We start from the raw sequence: 16,498 nt of genomic DNA, 5'->3' as shown, positions 1-16,498 counted from the left end.
GCCTAAATCACTGGGTTGCGGATTCACAGGGATGCGTCGACGCTCTCGGCGACCTTCAACGCCAGCGCGGCGATGGTGAGCGTCGGATTCACCGCGCCGCCCGTGGGAAAGACGCTGCTCCCGGCGATCCAGCAGTTCGAGAGGTCGTGGGTTCGGAGGGTAGGACCGACGACGCTTTCCTCCGGGTCCTCGCCCATCCGGGTCGTCCCCATGTGGTGGAAGGCCGGACCGGTGTTCTCGGGGCCGACCGTCCACGTGATCTCGGCACCCAGTTCCCCGAGGATCTCGCGCTGGACCTCGTTCGCGCGTTCGAGGGTCCGGAGCGCCCGGTCGTCGACGCTCCAGTGGACGTCCGGGACGGGGAGGCCGCGGTCGTCGGTAACGTGGGGGTCGAGTCCGACGTAGCTGTCCTCGCTCGGGAGCTGTTCGACCAGCGCGCCGATCCCGACGTGGGTCCCGGACTCGGCTCGCAGGCGGTCGAGGAGGTCGTCGCCCCAGTCGTCGCCCGAGAGCGCCGACTCGACGGGCGAGGGGCCGGCGTAGTTGAAGAACTCGAGTTTGAAGGGTGCGAGGTCGGCGTCGGCCTCGTCGTAGAACTGGTGGCTCTCGCTGGTGAGGAAGCCGACGTGGTTCTGGCGGGTCGGTTCCTCGATCGTGCCGCCCATTCCCGCGAAGAGGTGCTCCATGAAGCACGTGCCCACGAAGCCGCTGGAGTTCGCGAGGCCGTCGGGGTACCGCTCGGACTCCGAAAGCAGCAGCAATCGGGGCGTCTCGACGCCGCCACAGGCCAGCACGAACGCGTTGGCCTCCTGGTCGTGGGTCTCGCCCGCTGGCGTCGTGTAGCGTGCGGCGGTGACCCGGTCGGCGTCGTGTTCGAGGAACCGGACGGGCGCCCGGTCGATCACCGTCGCGCCCTTCTCCTCCGCGCGCTTGACGTGGACGGCGGCGTCGTACTTCGCGCCGGAGGGACAGACCGGCTGGCAGGTTCCGTAGCCGGCGCAGGCCCCCCGACCGTCGTAGGACTCGGAGTTGCGGGCGTTGGGCACCGAGTGCATGGCGATCCCGAGTTCCTCGCAGGCCTCGGCGAACAGCGAGTCGCTGTAGGAGGGGGGAAACGCCGGCATGGGAAACGGTTTCTCTCGAGGGGGTCCGAACGGGTTGTCGTCCGCGCCGGCGACGCCCAGTTCCGACTCGGCGGCGGCGTAATAGGGTCGGAGGTCCTCGTAGGAGACCGGCCAGTCGGTCCCAACCCCGCGGGCGCTCGCCGAGCGGAAGTCGTCCTCGTGCAGTCGCATCACCATCCCCTGCCAGTGGAGCGTCGTGCCGCCAACGGCCTTCACGCGGGCGTGGTTCAGCGGGTAGGGGCGCTCTCCAGAATTCGAGTGGGCGTCCCGGTCGCCGCCCATCCCCCAGACGGCGGGACGGTCGTAGGCGGGCCGCAGCGCCCGTTCCATACGGTCGAGGCGATCCGCCGGGTCGAAGCGGGGACCGGCCTCGAGGATCACGACCGCGCGGCCGGCGTCGGCGAGTCGGTCCGCCACCAGTGCGCCGGCCGGGCCCGCCCCGATCACGCAGACGTCGGCTTCGACCGGTGTTCGAGCGCTCACGCCTCTGGCCCCCGCCGGTAGCTCTCGATCCCGCCGGGGTGGCCCTGCGGGTTCTCGATGCCGACCAGCTCCCCGCCCGTCGGCGAGCTATAGAGCGCGAGCAACAGTTCGTTGACCACGTAGTAGCGCACTCGTTCTGCGGTCGTTCCCTCCGGGTCCTCCTCGGCGGTGTCGGCACCGATCTCCCGGAGCAGGCGGTCCCGATCCGCGGGAGACAGCGCCGAAAACCGCCCGTCGTACCACTCCGTCGCGGCGTCGTCGAGGTCGGAAACCGCCGCCCGGAGCCCCTCGGCGTGGGTCCCGTCGTCGAGACGGCCCTCCAGGAAGGTCTCGACAAATCCGCGCACCCCGCTCACCTCCGAGGGGTAGACGACCTCGGCGGCCGCGACGAACGCCTCGCGAACCCGCGCGTCGGGCCCCTCGTCGCTCCCCGAGCCGGCGCGTTCGCGGACGCCGAGCGCCGCCGCGCCGACCCCCAGTGCCCCGAGCGCGGCCATCGCGTCGCGTCTCGACAGCTCCATGCGTCCGATTAGGCTAACCTAAACCTTATATCCGTTGAACCACCATCGCCCCACGAAAGACGGCGTCCGGGCCCGGTATTCGGCGTCGATCGGACGTCGCCGTCGACCTCCCGTCTTTCGATGCACCAATGAGATCCGTCGTTCCCGCCGCGATACGCACACGGTTTGGTAGCCTCCCGCTCGGGTTGACGCTCCTATCGGCGGTGATCGCCACGGGCGTCGTGTTCCCGCTGACGTGGCTGGTGATCCGGGCGACGAGCGTCGATCCCAAGCGGGCGCTGTCGATGCTGACCCGGCCCGCGACCCTCGAGATCGTGGTCAACAGCCTGCTGCTCATGGCCGCCGTGACCGCTCTTTCGGTGTTGCTTGGCGTCCCGCTCGCGTACCTCACGGTCCGGACGGACCTGCCCTTTCGACGGTTCTGGTCGATCGCCGTCTCGCTGCCGCTCGTGATCCCGAGCTACATCGGTGCGTTCGCGTTCGTCTCGGCGTTCGGCCCGCGCGGGGAGTTCCACTCGATACTGTCCCCGCTCGGGATCGACCGCCTGCCCGAGATCTACGGCTTTCCGGGCGCGATCGTCGTCATCACCCTCTATACGTACCCCTACGTCTACCTGACGACCCGGGCCGCGCTGCTGTCGTTCGATACGACGCTCGTCGACGCCGCGAGGACGTTGAACCACGACCGAAAGAGCGCGTTCCGTCGGGTGACCCTGCCCCACATCCGGCCGGCGATCGCCGCCGGGGGGCTGCTGGCGGCGCTGTACGCCGTCTCCGACTTCGGAACGCCGACGATCATGCGCCTGCCGGTGTTCACCCGCCAGATCTACGTCGAGTACAACGCCTTCGGACAGGACTACGCGGCGCTGCTCTCGCTTCAGTTGCTCGCGATCGTGGTGGTCGTGCTGGCGCTCGAACGCTGGGTGCGCTCCGAGCGGACGGTCCACGGCGACATCGGGGAGGCCGCGGGCGAGGCCGTCGTTCCGCTGGGGAGGTGGCGCTGGCCGGCGACGCTGTTCCCGGCGGCGGTCGCGGGGGTCGCGCTGGTCGTCCCGATCTGGATCCTCGGGCTGTGGCTGGTCACCGCCGAGGCCGGCGGGCGCTCGTCGCTCGCGTTCGAGTGGTCCTTTGCGTTCAACTCCGTCTGGGTCGCGGGCGCGGCGGCGCTGGTCGCCACGCTCGCCGCGCTGCCGGTGGCGTACCTCGCCGCGAACCACGACTCCCCGCTCGCGACGGTGTTCGAGCGCGCGACCTACGTCGGCTTCGCCGTCCCGGGGGTCGTCCTGGCGCTCGCGCTGGTGTACTTCGGTGCCGGATACGTCCCGGCGCTCTACCAGACGATCCCGCTTCTGGTCTTCGCCTACACCGTGCGGTTCATGCCCCAGGCCGTCGGCGCGATCCGGACGACCACCCGCCAGGTCGACCCGCGGTTCGTCGAGGCGGCACGCACCCTCGGCGAGGGGCCCAACCGCGCGTTTCGCCGGGTGACGCTGCCGCTGATCGCGCCGGGGATCGTCGCGGGGGCGGCGCTGGTCTTCCTGACGACGATGAAGGAGTTGCCCGCGACGCTCGTCCTGCGTCCGACGGGTTTCGAGACGCTCGTCACCCACATCTGGCGCGCACAGGAGGCCGCCTACTTCCAGTACGCCGCCGTCCCCGCGCTCGTGCTCGTGGCGGTTTCGGGACTGTCGATGGTCGTCATGCTGTCCCAGGAGCGCGGGGAGTGACCGCACATCGGTCGAAAACCGATGGAAAACGGATCGAAGTCGATCGGTGCCCGCGCTGCGGCGCTACTGCTAATTGGCGACGGCCCTCGCGACGATCACGATGGGGACGACCGGGATCGCCAACCCCGTGACGAGGAGGAAGACGACGATCACCGCCTTCTCCAGTTGGCTGGAGTCGTCCCAGATCGAGCGTGACATCTCGTCGATCGACTCGGCCGTGCGCTGGATGAGTCCCGCCATCGCCGTATCCGAGGCGGTCGACCGTTGTAAAGTCCCCGGCGGTCGAACTGTGGTGGCGGTCCTCGGCCGGGAGGAGTGGGCCGGCTCGGATTCGAACAGCGCGAACCTCGCTGCGCTCGGCTCGCTGGCTCGAATCCTCGCGGTTCCATTTTACACTCACTACGGACTCCTCGCTGTCGCTCGTCGTTGCGAAGTGAGGTAAAATGGGCCGGCTCAGATTCGAACTGAGGTTACGGCCACCCGAAGGCCGAAGGATACCAAGCTACCCCACCGGCCCGCGCTCGGAGAAAAGCCGGTGGCGTTGTTAAGCGTTCCGGAACGACTCATCAGTACCGGCTGTAGCCCTCGGTGTCGAGCCAGTTGTGCGCCACCGTGATCGCGTGGTTCGCGTGCAGGCGCTCGGGTCCCAGCCGCACCCGCTCGTCCGCGTGCTCGGAGAGCAGGTCGGTCTCGTGCGCCGAGAAGTCGTGGTGGTCCGAGAGGACGAACACGGGATCCTCGGGCGGGGCGACCTCGACGACCGGGTCGCCCTCCTCGTGGAGTTGGATCACGGTTCCCTCTCCGGCGGCCGTCTCCAGCACGGGTTCGAACCCGCGCCGCGAGAGATGAACTCCCGGGGAGGTCTCGACCTCCATGTGGCCGACCGCCTCCTCGCGCTCGCCGAGGGCCTTCCTGATCAGCGCCGCCGTGGAGCGCTCGTCGGGGTTGAGCCGTCTGAGCTCGCTTCCCTCGAACCGGATCGCGAACGCGTCGGCGAGCACCAGATGGACGCGAACGTCCTCGCGGATCGCGTGCGAGAGAAAGAAGGCCGAGGAGACGCACCGACAGAGCACGTCTAGACGGCCCGCACCGCCCGCGAGGTCGGAAAGCGAGAACTCCGCGGTCGTGGGGACCTCGTGGCCCGAGACGATGAACTGGCGCATACCCGTCCTCGCCGCTGGGCGGGGAAATAGTCGCGGATCCTCGCCGCCCATCGGGCGAAAACGTCAAGCCCTTACCCCCACACGGCCAGAATTCTGTATGTTCGGAGTCGAGAGACGGCGACGCCTCCACTCGAACGGTGTCGCGAAAACGACGGTCGCGGGGGACGCGAGATGAGCGTCCTCGAAGACGCTCGGGAGATCGTCGCACAGGACCCCGTCTGTAACGCCTGTCTCGGGCGAGTCTTCGCCGACAGGAGTTTCGGGCTGACCAACGAGGAGCGCGGACGCGCCCTGCGCACGGCGTTCGCCCTTGCGGACGACGAACCGTACGAGGCCCCCGAGATCGGGGACTGTTGGGTCTGTGAGGGCTACAGCGGCGCGTTCGACGCGCTGGCGGAACGCGTCGTCGAGAAGCTAGAGGGGGTGGGCTTCTCGACCTACCAGGTCGGCACCCGGGTCTCCCCGCTGATCGAGGAGAACGAGCGCCTGCTGCGCGAGAGCGCGGACCTGCCCGCCGACGCGGGCGAGTCGTTCAAATCCGAGTGCAACCGCGAGGTCGGCAAGCGGGTGGGGCGCGAGACGGACACCGAGGTGGACTTCGAGCGCCCGGACGTGCTCGCGCTGTGTACGATCGAGGGCGACGGCCCCGAGTCGATCTCGGCACACGCCGTCGACCTCCAGATCAACCCCGCGTTCGTCTACGGGCGGTACAGAAAGCTCGAACGCGACATCCCCCAGACCGAGTGGCCCTGCCGGGAGTGCGGCGGGTCGGGAAAACAGCTCGGCCCCGACGGCGAGGAGCCCTGCGAGTACTGCGGGGGCTCGGGCTACCTCTACGACGACAGCGTCGAGGGCTACACCGTCCCGGCAGTCGTCGAGGCGATGGACGGAGAGGAGGGCGTTTTCCACGGCGCGGGCCGCGAGGACGTCGACGCGCGCATGCTCGAGTCGGGCCGCCCGTTCGTGATCGAGGTCAAACACCCGCGCGAGCGCGACCCCGACGTCGCGGCGCTCGAGGCCGAGATCAACGAACGAGCCGCGGGATCGGTCGAGGTCGAGGGGCTCGAACTCGCGACACACGAGATGGTCGAGCGGGTGAAGGGCCTCGACGCGAGCAAGACCTACAGGATGGACGTCGAGTTCGCGGAACCGGTCGATCCCGAGGCGTTCGAGCGCGCCCTCGAGGAACTCGACGGCACGACGATCGAGCAGGACACCCCCCAGCGGGTCTCCCACCGCCGGGCCGATCTCACACGCGTGCGGGAGGTCTACTCGATCGAGGGCGAGCTTCACGACCCCGAACGCGCCGAACTCACGATCCACGGCGCGGGCGGGCTCTACGTCAAGGAACTCGTAAGCGGCGACGAGGGCCGGACCGATCCGAGCTTCGCGGGGCTGGTCGGCGTCGAGAGCGTGGTCACGGCGCTCGACGTGATCGACGTCCGCGGCGAGGACGAGCCGTTCGACGACCCCGACTACCTCCGGGAGTGATCGCGTCGGGAGCGTGCCGGGAAGGCGTCCCGCATTCCGACCCGTCCGCCCGACCGCGGTCCGTTCACCGCGTCGGTCCTCCGACGCGGAAATACGGCTCAAAATGGTTCGTCGAAAGACACGTCACCGAAACGAATATATCTTGTGGTGTGGTACCGTTTCGTATCACGGTGGGAGAGCCGCGATTCGAGCGGCCTCACGGCGTGAGGACGCCTCACGGGAGGGAACGTTCCAGCGGAGACGGACTGATACGATGAGTACGACAGACACGGACATCGACGGGGAACTGACGGACGACCGGGCGGAACTCGGGCCGCCCCGCCGGTCACGGCGGCCGGCGATCGGCGGTGCGTCCGGGACGGGCGCGCCGACGCACCGAGTCGGGCGGCGACGGGTCCTGCGGGCGATAGGCGCCACGAGCGTCGTGGCGCTCGCCGGCTGCCTGGGCGACGGGTCCGGTGCTGGCGGCGCGGGCGGTGATCCCACCGATAGCGGTGAGGGTAATGGAGGAACCGGAGGTGCCGAGACGAGCGCACTGTTCGGCCAGAGCGCCCGATTCGCCGACTCGTACGCCTTCGAGATGCGGAGCCTCGAGACGGGGGAGACGCTGGGGTGGAGCGGACGGGTCGACGGGGAGGACAGCTACATGCGAATGGAGGAAGACGGCGGGGCGATGGAGTTCTACTCGGTCGGCGGCGAGACCTACATCGTCCAGGACGGGGGGTGTTTCCTCATGCGTCCCGAGGAGTTCGAAGCGGCCGAGGGCGAGGACGTCGACGAGCCCGACATGGGGGCTCACGAGGGGGAGGCCGCGGCGCACCCGGAACTGGAGGCGGTCGGTCGGGACACGATCGACGGCGAGGAGGTGTACGTCTTCGAACTGTCGGCGAGCGAGGCCTCGGAACACGACGGCGCCGTCACCTACTACGTGAGCGTCGAGACCGGCTACCTGCGGCGGGTGGAGTCCGAGGACACCGCCATGGACTTCCACTCGTGGGGGGACGTGGACCCGATCGAGCCGCCGGAGATGGAGTGCATGGAGATGGGCGGCTGGGACGAACCCGGGGAGATGCCGGCGGTCGGCTTCCCCGACGAGGGGTGAGCGATGGCGCTCTACTTCGGGAGGGCCACGAAGGTCTTCTTCAGGACGCTCCCGTTCGTCGCGCTACGGATGGTCGTCGGGGCGCTGTTCGGCCTCGTCACGGTGGTGTACTTCGGGGTCGTCGGCTGGTTGGTGCTGACACTGCTCGATGCGGGGACGGTCTCGGGCCCGATCGGCGGGATCGGGCTGCTGGTCGCCACCCTCCTGTTCCTCGCGGCGATGCGCTTCGCGAGGCGGTACGTCCTCTACATGGTCGCCGCGGGCCACATCGCCGTCATCGCCCACGTCGTCGAGACCGGCGAGACCCCGCCGAACCAGATCGCGTTCGGGACGAACGCGGTGAGGGATGACTTCGTGGAGGCCAACGCGCTGTTCGCCGTCGACCAACTGATCAAGGGGGCCCTCGAGCAGTTCAACGGGACGGCCCTCCCGCTCTCGCGCTGGGTGCGTTTCGTCCCGGCGCTCGAACACGTCCTGACGGTGCTCCGTCGGGCGCTCTCGCTCGCGGCCACCTACCTCGACGAGGCGATCCTCGCGTACGTCCTCCTGAACGACGAGGGGGACAACTGGCGGGCGGCCCGCGACGGCGTGGTGCTCTACGCGAAGACCTGGAAGTCGGTGCTGGGGTCGACCCTGCTGATCGTCCTCGGGATGTACGCGGTCGCGGTCGCGCTCCTGCTGTCGCTGACCCCGCTCGCGGCCGTCTTCGGCGGCCTCTCGCCGACGTTCGAAGTGCTCGGGTGGGTCGTCGTGGCCGGCGTGGCGGTGACTCTCTACCTCGGCGTGCTCCGGCCCTGGGTCAAGACCGTCGTGATCACGACGTTCCTCCTCGAATCCCGGGGGTTGACGCCCGACAGCGACACGATGGGGTTCATCGCGAGCCGATCGGACGAGTTCGGACGGCTCGTGGCCAACGCCGAGGCGGTCGAGCGCGACGAGCATCGGAGCAACCGCGATCCGCTCGGCGAGGGACGAAGCCCGAGTTGAGCGGAGGCCCGCCGGTCGTGGAGGGAGGGCCGTCGGACCGTCCCGTCACCTACTTCATCCACGCGCGCCAGCGGCGGGTATGGAACGCTTCGGGATCGACGAGGCCGGCAAGGGTCCCGTGCTGGGGCCGATGATCGCCGCCTGCGTGGTCGCCCCCGAGGGAGCCCTCCCCGAGGGAATCGACGACTCGAAGCGCCTCGCGCCCGCCCGCCGCGAGGAACTCGCGCGAGCGCTTCGCGAGGACGACCGGATCGCGGTCGGTCTCGCCGCCGTCTCCCCGGATCGGATCGACGCGCCCGGAACCGACATGAACTCCCTGACGGTGGCCGCCCACGCCGAGGCCGCGAGCGGGGTCGTCCGCGAGGGCATGCGGGGGGTCTGTGACGCGGGCGACGTGGACGCCGGGCGGTTCGTCCGCCGGGTGAGCAAGCGCCTCCCATCAGGGGTCTCGCTGACCGGCGAACACGGCGCCGACGGGACCCACGCGATCGTCGGCGCGGCCAGCGTCGTCGCCAAGGTCGAGCGCGACGAACGGGTTCGGGCGCTCGAAACGGAGTACGGCGGGGTGGGAAGCGGCTATCCGAGCGATCCCCGTACGAGGGAGTTCCTCGCCGAGTACGTCGCCGAGAACGGTGCCCTCCCCGAGTGTGCCCGGGCGTCGTGGAAGACCTGCACGGACGTGCTGGCTGCCGCGGAGCAGGAGACGCTCGCGGAGTTCTGATACCGTCGGTCATGGGAGTCTGGCCTGTAGTGGCGTGAGTCGACGGGCACGGGCACGAGTCCCCGCCCTCGTGGCTCGTGGCGATTCACGGCGGTATGACCGACGGTATGACCGTGGTACTATACGTCCCGTGGACCATGCGCGAACGATGAGCGACGGGGGACGCGAGCCGATCTACGGGGGCGACGACTGGCGGACGGGCGACGCGCCACACGAACACGAGGCCGTCTACGACTTCTTCGTCGACCTCATCCGGGGTGGGCTCGCACAGGTCGCCTTCCTCGGCGCGCCCGCGCTCTGGATCGTCGCCGGGACGCCGGTCTACACCGTCGAGATCGCGACGGCGGCCGGGAGCGCGCTCGTCGTCCTCGGGCTCCTGATCACGACGTTCCGCGGCGGGCACTTCTCGGTGGGCCGGCCGTGGCCGGTGCTCACCAACAGGCGCCTCGGGACCACGGGCTGGCGGGCGTTCCTGACGCGCTCGGTCTACCTCTCCTCGACGCTCCTGGTCGTCGTCTTCGGCGGCGTGCTGGCGCAGGCGGCGGGCGGGTCGTCCCTCGCGAACGTCCTCGTCGCAGGGGCGCTGAGCGTCGCGGCGCTCGTGGCGCTGCCGTACCTCTCCGCGTCCACGCCGCGGGCCCGGATCGGGCGGTTTTGCTACTGCGTCCTCGGCCTCCTCCCCCCGGTCGTCGTCGCCCTGACCGGAACCGACCCGACCGGCGTGCTCGCCGCGGTAACGGTGCTCGCGCTGGCGGCGGTCGACACCCGGCCGATCGCCGCGATGCGGGGGCGGTGATCGCGGCCAATACTCATAGGGAGTATCGTAGGGGTCCATGGATCTTCTACCCAGGGATCGAACCACGGCGTCAGTTCTCGTGAGTCGCACTAGACGGTTGGCTACGATACTCCCTATCAGCGGTCGATCGTCAGCAGGATCCGGAGGACGTCGCCGTAGGCCGGCCGGGTGACGAGCACGCCGATCAGCACGCCGACGATGGTGAACAGCGCGAACCCGGTCAGGTCGCCGAGGCTCATGAACGCCAGCGGCGACATGGCGATGATCGTCGTCGCCGCGGCCGCGCCGATCACCCAGAACGCCTTCCTGAAGCGGGACTCGAACACCCGGCCCGTCGAGACGTCCCCCTCCTGGAGGATCTCGTCGGCGATGATGATCAGGTCGTCCACGCCGGTGCCGACGACGGCGATGAAGCCCGCGATCGCCGCGAGATCGAGCGGATAGCCGACGGCGGCGGCGAAGCCCAGAAGTAAAAAGACCTCGGCCGCGGCGGTCAGGATCATCGGGCCGGCGATCCGGGGGCGGCCGTAGCGGATCGCGACGACCCCCGAGACGGCCACCACGGAGATCAGACCCGTCACGAGCGAGTAGAGCTTGAAGTCGTCGGCGAGGCTGGGTTCGAGGTAGTACTGCGTGCCCGCCTCGATGTCGAGCGGCGCGGGCGTCGTCCCCGCCAGCAGGTTCACCCGGAGGGTGCGCACGTCGTCGATCGACTCGCCGCTCATGACGAACGATCGATCGTTGAGGTACGCGCCCGACTCCATGCTCGCCGCGAGGCTCTCGCCGAGGCTCGCCGAGTAGACCACCTCGCCGTCGACGACGGTCAGCAGGCAGTAGCCCGGGTCGTCGGGGTTCTGCTCCCACCGGCAGGCCTCGACGCCCTCCTGGGTGAAGCCCGTCTCCTGCATCACCTGCGAGAAGTCCTCGGCACCGTTCTCGCTGAGCGTGATCGACACGTGGGGGCCGTAGGGCGGTTCGTCCGCGGGCTGGCCGATCGACTGGATGTCGTCCGGTTGGATCGCGGTGGTGTTGGTGTAGCCGTCGTCGGTCGGGTGGTGGGCGTAGACCTCGACGAACCCGCGGTCCTCGATCAGGTCGATCACCGTCTCCCTGTCCTGGCCGGGCACCTCGACGACCACGAAATGCTCGCCGGTCGAGGAGGTCGACTTCTGGACGTCGCCCGTCGCGAAGGGCGATTCGCGGATCTTGTCCTCGAGGACCTCGACGGCGTCGTCGACGGTCTCCTCGGTCACGCCCTGCCGGACGTCGCCCTCGTCGACCTCGTCGTAGCCGGCCGCCCGCAAGGCGGCGAGGAACTCCTCCTCGCTCACGGTGTCGGTCGTGACCTCGATCCGTCCATCGTCCTCGGACTCGCCGGGGTAGACGTTCACGTCGCGCCCGCTGATGCCCAGTTCCTCCGCGATCGCCGACTCGATGTCGGCCTCCTGACCGGGGTCGACGTCGAGACCCTCGGCGGTGAGGCCGGCCAGCGGCGCGCGGATCCGCGTCCCGCCCGAGAGTTCGAGGCCGAACTGGAGGTTCGTCGGGCCGGTCTCGGCGACCTGTTCGCCGCCTTCGCCGTCGCCGGGGGCGAACTGGGGGGCGAACAGAACCACCGCGCTGACCGCCACGAGCACGACCAGCAGGGTGATCCGCCAGTGCTTCCGGACGAGGCCGAGCGTGCTCATCGGGCGACCCCCTCGTACTTGTACCAGCGAAGCAGGCTCACGTTGAGCAGGTAGGTGTTCATCAGGTCGGCCAGCAGGCCGAAGACGAGGACGAGGCCGATCGCCGGGAGCAGCGGGATCGCAAAGAGCGTCGCGACGCTCGTCATCACGAGCATCGCGAGGATCGACGTGACCGTCATCGTCACCCCGGTGCGCATCGCCCGGTGGGTGCTCTCGTAGAAGTCGCCGCGACGGCGCAGGACGTGGTTGTTCAGCAGGAGATCCGAGTCGACGCTGTAGCCGATCAGCATCAACAGCGCGGCGACCGTTCCCAGCGAGAGTTGAATCCCGAAGAGGTTCATCAGCGCCACCGGGATGACGATGTCGCTGAACGCCGAGAGGACGACCGCGATCGAGGGCACGAACGTCCGGAACATCAGCGCGACCAGCGCGCTCATCCCGGCGAACGCGATGGCGACGCCGACGACCGCCTGAAACTGGGTTTCGGCGCCGAACGACGCCGAGGTGCTGGATATCGAGATGACGGTGAAGCCGGCCTCCGTGGCCTGTTGTTCTATCGCCCCGGTGTCGGTCGACTGGAACGTGACGATGTACTCGCCGTCGCCCGTGGCGATCGACTGGACCGACTCGGGTTCGGTCTCGAAGGCGGTCTCGATCTCCCCCTGTGGGGCGTCGGTCTGGATCTGGAGTTCGGTGCCGCCGGTGAAGTCGATGCCGGGGTCGACCGGCGTCCCCGTCGTCACCCACATGCCCGCGATGACGAGAAGCGAGAGCGCGAGAAGAGCGAGGGGGACCGCCGCCAGTTGGCGGTTCGAGTACCGGGAGTATTCGACCACCGGCACCGTCGCATCGAGCATACGTCCGCTCGGACACGGCCAAAAATAAACGTTCGTATCCGTCGGGTGTGTGCTTTTCCCCCTCGAGTCCCTACCCCGGGTATGGCATCGAACGCGGCGGAACGGATCGTCGTCTCGTACCCCGCGGACCTGAGCGACTGGGGGCGATTCCAGGTCGAGAAGCCCGCCTTCCGCGCGTATCTCACGAAGACGCTCGGGCGCGTACGGGAGGGCGACGAGTGGGAGGAGTTCGTCGGCGTGGGCTGCTGTGGCAACACGCTCGACGTTCCCCTGCGGATCGAGGCGGTCGAGGGCGGCGACGAGGTCACGCGCGACACCGAGGTCGAGTACAGCGTTCGAGAGGCCTGCGGAATCGAGGGCGGGTGGCGCGTCCAGAGCGCGGGCGGACCGGCCTAGGGCAGATAGCGAACGCTCACGATCCCCTCCTCGGCGCGGATCTCCACCCGCTCGACGCCGTAGCGCGCCGCCCGCGCGAGCGTCTCCTCGTCCGCGCGGATCTCGGCGACCGCCTCGTCGGTCCGCTCGGGCGGCACCGTCAGCACGTGGATCTCGCCGATGCCCGCCCGCTCGCGCCGGGTGACCTCCCCCATCCCCTGTGCGGCGGCGATCTCGCGTTCCTGGCTCGTGGGCGGCTCCTCGCTCTCCTCGACCGACAGCGTCCGGCGCCCGTCGATCTCGCGGAGTTCCCACGTCGCCTCGACCGGGGGTTCGGGCGCGAGTTCGCCCTCTATGGCCTCGCCCTCCTCGAGGCCGGGGTTCGAAGCGAGGGTGTGGACCTGCCCCGTCTCGACGTCCCGGAGGATCGCGGCGGCGTCGTCGGCGTGGGTCACGAGAAACGTTCCGGCGGTCTCGTCCATGTGGGGGAAAGGCCGCGGACCCCTTTGTCGATTTCGCCTACCGGAACCGCCGGTGGAGGGCGACGATGAGGGCCACCGCGAGAAGCGGCGGGACGACCCCCAACGGGGACGGCAGCGCGTACAGGGCGTCGACGACGGCCCCGAGGACGCCGCCCGTCGACTCCTGCAGGTCCGGCGGGACCGAGATCACGAGTCCGAGGTAGAGCGCGCCGATAAAGAGGAAGCCGCCGAGCGCGAGGGCGGTGTCGTAGGCGGTTCCCGAACCGGAGCGCCGCCGGTGGCGACGGGCGACCAACAGGACCGGCGCGAGGATCGGCGCGATCACGAGCATCCCGACGAGGAGGAAAAACGAGCGCACGAACGTGATCGACTCGGAGGCCCCGAGGGTGGCGGCGATGACGCCGATCAGCGCGAGCGTGAACAGCAACGCCAAGAGGAGCGAGACGAGGGCGCTGACGAGGACGTACCCCCGGTAGACGGGCGAGTCGCTCGCGCCGAAGGAGTAGCGAAACGAGCCGAGCAACCCCGAATACGTCCGCTCCTCTGCCATCGCCGGAGGTTGGGCGGGCGGGCGAATAAGCACCCCGGTCGGCGAGGACGACAACCCTTTTGCGCCGCGCCCGCGCGCACCCGGTATGGAAATCGACATCGGCAACGCCCTGGAGTCGGTCGCCACGCCCGGCGTCTCGCGCGAGGCCCTCGAACGGCTCGACGAGCGGGTCGCCGCGGCCCACGACCGGATCGAGGCGGGGATCGACGAGCGCGAGCACGGGTACGCCGCCCTCGCGCTCCCCGAGACCGCCGACCCCGACGCGATCCGCGCGGCGGTCGACCCGATCGACTGCGACACCCTGCTGGTCGTCGGGATCGGCGGCAGCGCGCTGGGCGCGGCGACGCTCGCCGACGCCCTCGACGTCGACATCGACGTCCACACGCTCGACAACGTCGACCCCGAGCACACCGCGAGGCTGCTGGACTCGCTCGACCTCTCGCGGACGGCACTGCACGTCGTCTCGCGGTCGGGAACCACGGCGGAGACGCTCGCGAACTTCCTCGTCGCCCGCGAGGCGATGGATTCTGCGGGAGTGGACTGGACCAAGCGCACCCTCGTCACGACGGGCGAGGAGGGCAACCTCAGGGATCTCGCCGAACGCCACGACCTTCCCGTCCTCGACGTTCCCGCGGGGGTTCCGGGCCGGTTCTCCGTACTCTCGACGGTGGCGCTGCCGGTCGCGGCGCTCGGCGGCGGCGACGTCGAAGGACTGCTCGCGGGGGCGGGCGCGGAGGCAGAAACGCTCTCGGGATCGCTGTTCGAGACCCCCGCGTACGCCTACGGCGCGACGACCTACGCGCTGGCCGGCCGTGGGTGGACGGTCAACGCGATGATGCCCTACGCCGAATCCCTCGAGACCTTCGCCGAGTGGTTCGCCCAGCTGTGGGCCGAGAGCCTCGGCAAGGACGGCGTCGGCCAGCTCCCGGCGCGCGCGCTCGGCGCGACCGATCAGCACTCACAGCTCCAGCTGTATCGGGCGGGCCCCCGCAACGCGATGGTGACGCTCGCCCGCCCGCGCGAGCGGACCGACCTGACGATCCCCGAGACGGAGTTGGAGGGGTTGGCGTACCTCGGCGGTGCGTCGCTCGGGGAGCTACTCGACGCCGAGTTCGAGGCGACCGAGGCGAGTCTGGCGGCGGCGGGTCGGCCCTCGATTCGGATCGAGATCGAGCGCGTCGATGCCCACGAACTCGGGGGCCTCCTCTATGTCCTGGAGGCGGCCTGCATCGTCGCGGGCGAACTGTTCTCGGTGCCGACCTTCGAACAGCCCGCAGTCGAGTGGGGCAAACGCGCCGCCCGCGGCCTGCTCGGCGGCGGGGAGTTCGAGGAGGCGCGCGCGGTCGAGGAGAAGACCCGCCTCGTGATCGACTGACCGCCTCCTATCTGACAGTGGATATGTAACTTCGATAGAGAAGTTATAGAAGTCTGACATAGTTTTATATCGGATGGCGTCGTAGAGGAGGGTATGACCCAGCGGTACAGCCTCGTGTGCGACGACCAACTCGCGGCGAGGGTCGACGCCATCGCACAGGAGTACGGCCTGACCGAGACGGAAGTCCTCCACCAACTCGTCACGATCGGACTCGAACGACGCGAGACGGTCGCGCGCTAGGTGGGGTTCTTGCGCGCGAGCGGACTCCCGCAGACCTCACAGCGGTCGTGCTGTTCGTCGAACTCCCGACCACAGCCCTGACACTGGAACGTCCAGCGGCGCTGCTCGGTGATCCCCTCGCGGGCGATCACCTCGACGTCGACGTTGAGTTTCTCGGCGACGTTCTGCATCGCGTAGTCGTCGGTCACGAGGGTGCCGTCAAGCTCGAACGTGGTCGCGATGAGGCGGACGTCCGTCCGCGAGAGTTCCTCGAGATCGCCGAGTTCCGCGGCCGCCCGCTTGACCGTGTCGACCGTCTCGTCGGTCGGGATGTGGATGTGCATTCCCGAGCCCTCCATGGCGTCGTAACGGTAGGCGCTCTCGTCCTCGAGTTCCTCCCGGACGAGCGGGACGCTCGCGGTCTGCTCCGTCGTGTGGTACTCGTGGATGAACGCAGAAGAATCGAGGACGTACATTTAGCGCTGGACGACGATGTAGTCTTTGACGGCCTGCACCCGGGAGACGGGCATTCGCAGTCGGTTCTCCTCGTCGAGTTCGAGCCCGAGGTCCGCCGCGGTGATGTCGTCGTTCGGCGTGACCACCAGGTCGTGGAGTTCGCCGGTCTTGATGTCCATCGTGATGTTGTACAGCATCCCGAGTTCGGCACCGTCCGCACCCATGACCGCCTTTCCCGAGAGGTTCTCCGCCAGTATCTCCGACATACCCCACAGAAGAGAGCGGACGCTAATAAACGCCACGGGGCCGATTTCCCGGTTTGCGCGCTACGATGGACTTAACTACCGCGCCCCGTTCGGCTAGGACACGAGCTTCTCGGGT

General features: G+C 69.1%; 19 protein-coding genes and 1 tRNA gene. 9 read left to right on the top strand and 11 right to left on the bottom strand.

Annotation, left to right across the window (positions count from 1 at the left end; translation table 11 throughout):
- Positions 1-23 precede the first annotated feature (23 nt).
- Complete coding sequence (locus QRT08_RS10670; protein WP_286045930.1) at positions 24-1,607, bottom strand: GMC family oxidoreductase; 1,584 nt, start codon at positions 1,605-1,607, stop codon at positions 24-26.
- Complete coding sequence (locus tag QRT08_RS10665) at positions 1,604-2,128, bottom strand: gluconate 2-dehydrogenase subunit 3 family protein (RefSeq protein ID WP_286045929.1); 525 nt, start codon at positions 2,126-2,128, stop codon at positions 1,604-1,606. The genes QRT08_RS10670 and QRT08_RS10665 overlap by 4 nt, the downstream gene beginning before the upstream one ends.
- Before the next feature lie 128 nt (positions 2,129-2,256).
- Here QRT08_RS10665 and QRT08_RS10660 point away from each other — a divergent pair, with 128 nt between their 5' ends.
- Positions 2,257-3,855 (top strand): ABC transporter permease, encoded by a 1,599-nt coding sequence (locus QRT08_RS10660; protein ID WP_286045928.1) that lies wholly within the window; start codon positions 2,257-2,259, stop codon positions 3,853-3,855.
- Positions 3,856-3,924: 69 nt separating this feature from the next.
- Here the strand turns inward: QRT08_RS10660 and QRT08_RS10655 are convergent, their stop codons facing one another.
- From QRT08_RS10655 to trmY, 3 genes are all read right to left on the bottom strand, one after another.
- Positions 3,925-4,095 carry a hypothetical protein gene (locus QRT08_RS10655; RefSeq protein WP_286045927.1) on the bottom strand — a complete coding sequence of 57 codons (171 nt, stop codon included), beginning with the start codon at positions 4,093-4,095 and terminating at the stop codon, positions 3,925-3,927.
- Positions 4,096-4,299: 204 nt separating this feature from the next.
- A tRNA-Pro gene (locus QRT08_RS10650) sits at positions 4,300-4,372 on the bottom strand.
- Between the two features lie 49 nt (positions 4,373-4,421).
- Positions 4,422-5,018 (bottom strand): tRNA (pseudouridine(54)-N(1))-methyltransferase TrmY, encoded by a 597-nt coding sequence (trmY, locus tag QRT08_RS10645; protein ID WP_286045926.1) that lies wholly within the window; start codon positions 5,016-5,018, stop codon positions 4,422-4,424.
- Between the two features lie 171 nt (positions 5,019-5,189).
- On the opposite strand from trmY, the gene QRT08_RS10640 reads away from it, so the two are divergent.
- From QRT08_RS10640 to QRT08_RS10620, 5 genes are all read left to right on the top strand, one after another.
- Positions 5,190-6,509, top strand: coding sequence for a tRNA pseudouridine(54/55) synthase Pus10 (locus QRT08_RS10640; RefSeq protein ID WP_286045925.1), 1,320 nt, complete (start codon positions 5,190-5,192; stop codon positions 6,507-6,509).
- A 253-nt stretch (positions 6,510-6,762) separates the two neighbouring features.
- Positions 6,763-7,611, top strand: coding sequence for a LolA-like protein (locus tag QRT08_RS10635; protein ID WP_286045924.1), 849 nt, complete (start codon positions 6,763-6,765; stop codon positions 7,609-7,611).
- A 3-nt stretch (positions 7,612-7,614) separates the two neighbouring features.
- Positions 7,615-8,598 carry a hypothetical protein gene (locus QRT08_RS10630; RefSeq protein WP_286045923.1) on the top strand — a complete coding sequence of 328 codons (984 nt, stop codon included), beginning with the start codon at positions 7,615-7,617 and terminating at the stop codon, positions 8,596-8,598.
- Between the two features lie 79 nt (positions 8,599-8,677).
- A complete protein-coding gene (gene rnhB / locus QRT08_RS10625) occupies positions 8,678-9,319 on the top strand; it encodes a ribonuclease HII (RefSeq protein ID WP_286045922.1) in 642 nt (213 codons plus the stop codon).
- A gap of 148 nt (positions 9,320-9,467) precedes the next feature.
- Positions 9,468-10,115 (top strand): DUF8215 family protein, encoded by a 648-nt coding sequence (locus QRT08_RS10620; protein WP_286045921.1) that lies wholly within the window; start codon positions 9,468-9,470, stop codon positions 10,113-10,115.
- A 116-nt stretch (positions 10,116-10,231) separates the two neighbouring features.
- On the opposite strand, the gene QRT08_RS10615 is transcribed toward QRT08_RS10620, so the two are convergent.
- Both QRT08_RS10615 and secF read right to left on the bottom strand, forming a co-directional pair.
- Complete coding sequence (locus QRT08_RS10615; protein ID WP_286045920.1) at positions 10,232-11,803, bottom strand: preprotein translocase subunit SecD; 1,572 nt, start codon at positions 11,801-11,803, stop codon at positions 10,232-10,234.
- A complete protein-coding gene (gene secF, locus QRT08_RS10610) occupies positions 11,800-12,660 on the bottom strand; it encodes a protein translocase subunit SecF (protein ID WP_286045919.1) in 861 nt (286 codons plus the stop codon). The genes QRT08_RS10615 and secF overlap by 4 nt, the downstream gene beginning before the upstream one ends.
- Before the next feature lie 81 nt (positions 12,661-12,741).
- Here secF and QRT08_RS10605 point away from each other — a divergent pair, with 81 nt between their 5' ends.
- A complete protein-coding gene (locus QRT08_RS10605; RefSeq protein WP_286045918.1) occupies positions 12,742-13,056 on the top strand; it encodes a DUF7968 family protein in 315 nt (104 codons plus the stop codon).
- Here the strand turns inward: QRT08_RS10605 and QRT08_RS10600 are convergent.
- Both QRT08_RS10600 and QRT08_RS10595 read right to left on the bottom strand, forming a co-directional pair.
- Positions 13,053-13,517 carry a DUF5812 family protein gene (locus QRT08_RS10600; RefSeq protein ID WP_286045917.1) on the bottom strand — a complete coding sequence of 155 codons (465 nt, stop codon included), beginning with the start codon at positions 13,515-13,517 and terminating at the stop codon, positions 13,053-13,055. The two genes, QRT08_RS10605 and QRT08_RS10600, sit on opposite strands and share 4 nt — an antisense overlap.
- A 37-nt stretch (positions 13,518-13,554) precedes the next feature.
- Positions 13,555-14,067: a DUF8056 family protein gene (locus QRT08_RS10595; protein WP_286045916.1), complete on the bottom strand. Its 513-nt coding sequence runs from the start codon at positions 14,065-14,067 to the stop codon at positions 13,555-13,557.
- Between the two features lie 85 nt (positions 14,068-14,152).
- Between QRT08_RS10595 and QRT08_RS10590 the strand changes: the two genes are divergently transcribed.
- Entirely contained in the window at positions 14,153-15,442 is a 1,290-nt protein-coding gene (locus QRT08_RS10590) for a glucose-6-phosphate isomerase (RefSeq protein ID WP_286045915.1), read from the top strand.
- 93 nt (positions 15,443-15,535) lie between these two features.
- Entirely contained in the window at positions 15,536-15,682 is a 147-nt protein-coding gene (locus QRT08_RS10585) for a CopG family transcriptional regulator (RefSeq protein ID WP_286045914.1), read from the top strand.
- Here the strand turns inward: QRT08_RS10585 and QRT08_RS10580 are convergent.
- Entirely contained in the window at positions 15,679-16,137 is a 459-nt protein-coding gene (locus tag QRT08_RS10580; protein ID WP_286045913.1) for an NOB1 family endonuclease, read from the bottom strand. The genes QRT08_RS10585 and QRT08_RS10580 overlap by 4 nt on opposite strands.
- Positions 16,138-16,383, bottom strand: a complete 246-nt coding sequence (locus tag QRT08_RS10575; protein WP_286045912.1) for a PRC-barrel domain-containing protein — start codon at positions 16,381-16,383, stop codon at positions 16,138-16,140.
- Positions 16,384-16,498 lie beyond the last annotated feature (115 nt).

It is taken from the genome of Halalkalicoccus sp. NIPERK01 (genome assembly GCF_030287405.1).
Taxonomy (GTDB): Archaea; Halobacteriota; Halobacteria; order Halobacteriales; family Halalkalicoccaceae; genus Halalkalicoccus.
Note: the sequence above shows the minus strand (reverse complement) of the source record. Positions and strands in the feature narration are given on the sequence as shown.